A 4,872-nucleotide genomic window follows, 5' to 3' on the forward strand; every position below is an offset into this window, starting at 1 on the left:
CACTCCTTTGGCGGAGGCGGTCAGCATTCGGGTATCGGCCAACCAGTCGGTCGGGTAAAACTGCATGTAGGGTAGTTCTGCCATGAATCAAAAGAGTCTCTCCTGTTGATTAGGTTTCGAGGTTCCCGCAGCCGCGTTCGGCGCGTTCGCGGATTCGATCGGTTCAATCGCCACGTAGATCCCCACGCGGTCGCCCCATGCCTTGGTGATTTGCAGCGACGAAACCTGGCCGTCGTCATTCCAGAACCGCAGCTTGGTCATGCAGTCCTCGATCATTTTGACCACGTTGCTGCAGTCCGGTTTCGAGGTGTGAGGAACCCGTCCCAGGGCGATGCGCCGCTTGGGTTCGGATTTCCTCCACGGCCAGACGAAATCGATTTTCAACGAAACCGGCCCTTCGATCGGTGCCAACGGCCGGAAGGGCAAACAGAGCGTCGTCAGGTCATTCTCGGCAGCTTGAGCTTTCTTGTTCTTGAAGAACATCGGCTTGCCGTTGATCATCACGATCCGCTTGCCTGCTCCCTGGCTGGTGGCCTTCGGTGGGATGATAGGTAAGTGAAAGGCGATCATTTAGTTCCTCCTTTCAATTTAGAGTTACTACAAATTCTCTCTAACTCTCCACTTGCTCCGAAATTTATTTCAGACAAAAATACCAGATCTTCCCCCAAAATATAATGTCTGAGAATAAGGATAAAATTGTAGTTTCGGCAATAACTGCTACTGCTGGTTATCTCGTTAGCAAAGCCTTGACTGATAACGTATTGGTTCAGGTTACCGGTGCCGTTGTCTGTGATTTGGCAGTAAAACCGTGCCTGGATGCTGCGTCGGCGCTTACAGAAGGAATTTTTGAGGCCATTGAAAAGGATTGCGATCTTAGCGACCCTAGACGCCGTGCCCAAGCAATACGGGACTATTACGACCCCTGCATAAGAAAATTCATCTTGTAACATTACTCTCCCCTTTCCGATTGAGGCAGACCTCCGCCGCCGAATTGGTTCAACTTCTCAACCAAATCCAGACGCTTGAACTGCAAATGCAGGTTCTGGTTTCGGAAGCACTTGAACTTGAAATATTCCGATTCCCCACGCCCGTCATCCGATGCGTCGATCGCGTCGTATAAACCTCCATTTCGGGACTTCGAGAGACCCTTGCCATCGAGGAGATGAAACACGTTGTCGAGCGCCCGAATCTGGTTCTCCCGTTCGTAAACGATTCGATAGCCAAATCCTCTATAATTACGGGATACGCAGTAGCTGAGGATCACCTTGGCTCCAACCTTGAAGGTGCTGTTCGCCTTGTAATGCTGCCGACGTGGCCTCAGCCATTCGAAGACTTCGACGGCAGCTTCCTGAAGATAAACCCCCGCCCGCTCATCGAGGCTTTGCAGCCAACCAAGAACGTTATCCACCGTGATGTCTGGCAATGAATCAGGGTTTTCTAGCTGGGCTTCCAGCTCCTTGCACCGGGACAGCGACATCACTTTGCGGATCTCCGCCCGGCTGGCGAGATAGCGCCAGGCCTTCGCCTTGAGCCGTTTCACCTTCGGATCGAAGTCGAGGGAATAGTCGTCGTGATTGAAAAAATCGAGGTAGTAGCCCGTGCCACGGCTATCGAAGCATTTGAATCGTTCTTGAGCCTGCTGCAGCATCTCGATACCGCGCTTGAGTTCGTGGACTCCGAGATTCCACTCCCTCACCAATTCAGGCACGGATTTTCGGATAGCGATTTCGGTATTCACGCGGCCTCCTTTCCTACGTGAAAGAACCCGAGCTTGCCGTTGCATGGCATCAGCGGCTGGGGTTTGGCATCCTTCAGAACGAATCCCCATTGGCCGATGAACCAGGGCGATGGATCGACATCGACACAATCGACAATCTCAACCTCTCCCACGATTCCGCCCCTTTCGAGATCATCGTAGGCCGGTATAGTCACGCCTTGCTCGGCGGCCATCGCTGCTGCCACGGCGTGTTCTTCCCGTGTCATCTTTTTCGCAGCATGCACCAGGATCTTCCCCCGGTAATGCGTTCGCCACTGGCGGTTCTCGATGTCTTTGTGGCCGTTTACAATCAGCCATGCCCAGGGCTGTCTTATGGAAAGTGCTTTCATAACAAATCAGCCGTTTCGGGTTCGGGTTGAGGGGCGGGAATTACTTCCGGCGCATTCCCTTTGAACTTCATCAACCGCGGGCGCTCGGCTTTGTAAAACGTCTGGAAGCGGTCCATCGCGTCTTCCACTTTCGCGGTGTAACCATCCCGATCGACCCGCAAAATGAACGTCTCATAGTACGGGCAATAGCTGACGAAATACCAATGGTTCAGCCCGGTTACTACCATCGAGGCGTGAACTTGCTGAATGTAATCGGCTGGCAAAACTCCACCGTCCAAATGCGCCTGATGCTTCGGTCCGTCCGGGCATTTGATCTCCAGACCGGCAACGACATCATTCGTTTTCGGGCACAATACCAAGCCGTCTGGCGAGCATCCCCAAACCTTATCGTCGCGGGTGACAAAGCCGACCTCAGCCGCCGCAAGTCCCATAATCTTGGTAAACTCATTCCGGGCTAGTGGCTCGAGTTCCTTACCTCGGTCGGTGTGAGCATTTCCCGCAAAGGCCGTTGCTTCCCGCACGCCCCGAGGCCGGATTTTGGCGTCGGTCATTTCGTAAATGTATGGCTTCCAGCTCGCCGAATCCTTGCCCGTAGCGGTGATGACTTTTTTCGCGTTGGATGCGGTAGGCCTCAGTTCGCGCAAAGCAAACCAATCCTCGGAACCTTGAATCACGTCTGGCCAAAGTTTCATACCCACTCCCTCCACGCGGTGTTCACCGCATTGGCAAAGCCCTGAAGCTTCGCCTGGTTTCTGGAAAACTGGAGCTTCTCCTTCATCGCCTTGATCGGCGCGAAGGATGCCAGCAAGGCTTTGCGCACCTGCTCCCATTCCTCATGCTCGGTTAGAGCGACCGCTGTCGCCGTCTTCTGTTCCTTCTCCGGTTCCTCCCAGGGACCGGCTCCAATCTTGTCCCGATAGGCCTTGGCTGCAGGGTTCACCGGTGGCGCGGGCGGTTTGTTCGCTTCAGCCGCTTCGAGCTTCAGGCGTGCTGTCTCTGCCTTCGCCGCCTCTGCTTCCTCGCGTGCTTTGCGCTTTTCGTCTTCGGCCTTTTTCAAGTCCCAGCGGCGGCGGAGTTCCGCCTCAACTTCGCCAGGAGCCTTCACTTCCAGCTCGCGCCGGTCCATGATCAGGTCCGTGCCGTGGGCTTTCTCAAAACGATTGAGAATCTCGCGGGATTTCGTGAGATTGGCCCGATAGGTTTCCGTCGCGATGCGGAGCGCTTTCTTCATCGATTCCAGATTCCGCTTCCCCTTCACGGCGTTTTCCAATCCGGTCAGGTAGGTGCTCCGCGCCAGTCCCGGATCCACGTCCAGACTCGCGAGCGCTTCCTTCACCAGCTCGCTCTTCACCTCTTCCTTGCGCTTTTTGATCTGGTTTTCCAAATCGACCCGCGCCTTACGGATTTCCTCTTTGGTGTCATCCAGATCGGCGAATAGAGCGTAGAGTGATTCCGCATCTGCGAGAGCCTTTTCCTTCGATGCTTCGACTCTCTTTTCCGCGTCGCAAAGTCCCTTGACCGTGATCTCGGCCTGGCCGAAATCCTCGTCGCTCTTTAGGTCACGATTGATGCCAGCCAAAGCCGCGGTGACCATCTCGCGGAAGCGTTTCACGTTGCTGGCGACCACTTCGCCCTTCACCTCGATTTCCAGAGGCACTTCGATCAATTGAGTTTCAGTCATGGTTAGATGAGGTCAGGGGTTTCGTTGTTTGGCTTCGCAGGCTGCGGAGTTTCTGCTGCAATTTTTTGCTCCGGGCTTTCGTCCGGTTTTTCGAATGGATCGGTGACTTGCACGGTGGATTCGCGGACTTGTTCTTCCGCCTCAATTTCCACCACGACACCGTCATCAACTGCCGTGGTTCGTCCGATCTCCGCAGCGTTGGCTGCAGTCAGCGCATTGTTCAGTTCAATGCTGCGCGGCATGTATTTGAGCACCTGCAAGAGCACCACCTTGCGGGCATACATCTCGGGGTTCTCATAAGAGTAATGGCGCTGGCCGACCTTGTTGAACTGGTCACGGTGCCGCCACACCCGCCTCATCGGCCATGCCTCGATGACCGGTTGTTCGCTGCCGTTGACCTTTCCACAGGCATAGACCCAGGTGATCTTTTTCGGATCGCCGAAGTGGTCACCGGGGATGTGTCGGCATTTCGGATTCGATCCGAGTTCAAACTCAAACTCGTCTCCCTCGAAAACCGCGCCGGTCCATGCAGTGGCACGTCCTGAGTTGTTGAGCAGTCCGACCAGTCCCTGCCAGCCGGGGACGAAGGTGCAAGTATCCTTGTAAGGAATCAGGTAGCCTTGCCCGGCAATGCCTGGCTCAAGCCCGATCTGTGCGGCAACGACCACACTGGAAAGGATGCTTTGCGGGGTGCATTTCCGCAGTGCTGGCGTGGTGGAAAAACAGGTCAACGCAAGCCGCATCATGCGGTCCGGCGTCAGGTGCTTCGGTAGCGCCATGGCGATGGCTGACCTTGATCGCTCAAGGTATTTCATCAGATCGCCTGGCTTCTGAAGTGCGAGTGATTGGTTCATGATATAAAATGGTTAGATTGGGTTGGGATTTACTCTTCTTCGTCCGCGTCACTCAGATCATCGCGATCATCGAGGCAGGTGGGTTCGTTCGCCGGCACGGCATCGGGATCAGATAGATCCGCATCGTCATCGAGGGTCACGGGATTCCCGGCTTCCTCGTGGCCCTGTTCCCAGCCTTCCGCCCACGCTTTCCACAGCGCGTTTTCGGTCGGGTCTTTCGTGAATGGATGA

Annotated in this window: 8 protein-coding genes; 1 reads left to right on the forward strand and 7 read right to left on the reverse strand. The window is 55.1% G+C overall.

The annotated features are described in order from the left end of the window. Positions 1-87 precede the first annotated feature (87 nt). Complete coding sequence (locus JIN85_RS19680; protein WP_200274057.1) at positions 88-570, reverse strand: RusA family crossover junction endodeoxyribonuclease; 483 nt, start codon at positions 568-570, stop codon at positions 88-90. Positions 571-674: 104 nt separating this feature from the next. Here JIN85_RS19680 and JIN85_RS19685 point away from each other — a divergent pair, with 104 nt between their 5' ends. Next, entirely contained in the window at positions 675-947 is a 273-nt protein-coding gene (locus JIN85_RS19685; protein WP_200274059.1) for a hypothetical protein, read from the forward strand. 2 nt (positions 948-949) lie between these two features. On the opposite strand, the gene JIN85_RS19690 is transcribed toward JIN85_RS19685, so the two are convergent. From JIN85_RS19690 to JIN85_RS19715, 6 genes are all read right to left on the reverse strand, one after another. Next, positions 950-1,708 (reverse strand): DUF4942 domain-containing protein, encoded by a 759-nt coding sequence (locus JIN85_RS19690; protein WP_200274061.1) that lies wholly within the window; start codon positions 1,706-1,708, stop codon positions 950-952. Between the two features lie 26 nt (positions 1,709-1,734). Continuing rightward, positions 1,735-2,106, reverse strand: coding sequence for an ASCH domain-containing protein (locus JIN85_RS19695; RefSeq protein ID WP_200274063.1), 372 nt, complete (start codon positions 2,104-2,106; stop codon positions 1,735-1,737). Further along, positions 2,103-2,798 carry a lambda exonuclease family protein gene (locus tag JIN85_RS19700; RefSeq protein WP_200274065.1) on the reverse strand — a complete coding sequence of 232 codons (696 nt, stop codon included), beginning with the start codon at positions 2,796-2,798 and terminating at the stop codon, positions 2,103-2,105. Before JIN85_RS19700 ends, JIN85_RS19695 begins: the two co-directional genes overlap by 4 nt. Then, the gene (locus JIN85_RS19705) at positions 2,795-3,787 is read right to left on the reverse strand and encodes a hypothetical protein (RefSeq protein WP_200274067.1); all 993 of its coding nucleotides are present in this window, start codon (positions 3,785-3,787) and stop codon (positions 2,795-2,797) included. Before JIN85_RS19705 ends, JIN85_RS19700 begins: the two co-directional genes overlap by 4 nt. Before the next feature lie 2 nt (positions 3,788-3,789). Further along, the gene (locus JIN85_RS19710) at positions 3,790-4,641 is read right to left on the reverse strand and encodes a recombinase RecT (RefSeq protein ID WP_200274069.1); all 852 of its coding nucleotides are present in this window, start codon (positions 4,639-4,641) and stop codon (positions 3,790-3,792) included. A 29-nt stretch (positions 4,642-4,670) separates the two neighbouring features. Continuing rightward, positions 4,671-4,872 (reverse strand): hypothetical protein (locus JIN85_RS19715; RefSeq protein ID WP_200274071.1); only part of this gene is annotated, 202 nt, incomplete at its 5' end.

This window comes from Luteolibacter pohnpeiensis (genome assembly GCF_016595435.1).
GTDB classification, from domain to species: Bacteria; Verrucomicrobiota; Verrucomicrobiia; order Verrucomicrobiales; family Akkermansiaceae; genus Luteolibacter; species Luteolibacter pohnpeiensis.